Origin of the sequence: Streptomyces sp. NRRL F-525 (assembly GCF_000716605.1) — a bacterium.
GTDB lineage: Bacteria > Actinomycetota > Actinomycetes > Streptomycetales > Streptomycetaceae > Streptomyces.
This window is the reverse complement of the sequence record NZ_JNXE01000165.1, coordinates 1-374: the sequence shown is the minus strand read 5'-3', so window position 1 is coordinate 374 and position 374 is coordinate 1. Positions and strand designations below refer to the sequence as shown.

1 pseudogene is annotated in these 374 nt (G+C 69.3%); it reads left to right on the top strand.

Annotated features, from left to right (window positions below):
* A pseudogene (locus OO69_RS48350) lies at nucleotides 1-374 on the top strand (alpha-galactosidase); the annotation flags it as partial.

The following is a 374-nucleotide window of genomic DNA, read 5'->3' as shown; positions in this document are numbered from 1 at the left end:
CGCTGGCGGCGGACCCGGAGAGCAGCCTGTACCGGGACCACTCCGACATGCTCCTGCTGGATCGTGAGGGCAACAAGCAGCGCGTGAGCTGGTGGGACGCCTGGACCCTGTGCCCCGCGTACCGGCCGACGGTGGACTACTTCGTCGGGCAGGTGAAGCGGTTCATCGGTGACTGGGGATACGAAGGGCTCAAGATCGACGGCCAGCACCTCAACGCCGTCACGCCCTGCTACAACCCGGCGCACGGGCACGCCCGCCCCGAGGAGTCGACCGAGGGTCTCGCGCGGTTCTGGAAGGCGGTGTACGAGGCCGCGCACGAGGCGAACCGCGACGCCGTCGTCGAACTCTGCCCCTGCGGCACCGCCTTCCAGAAC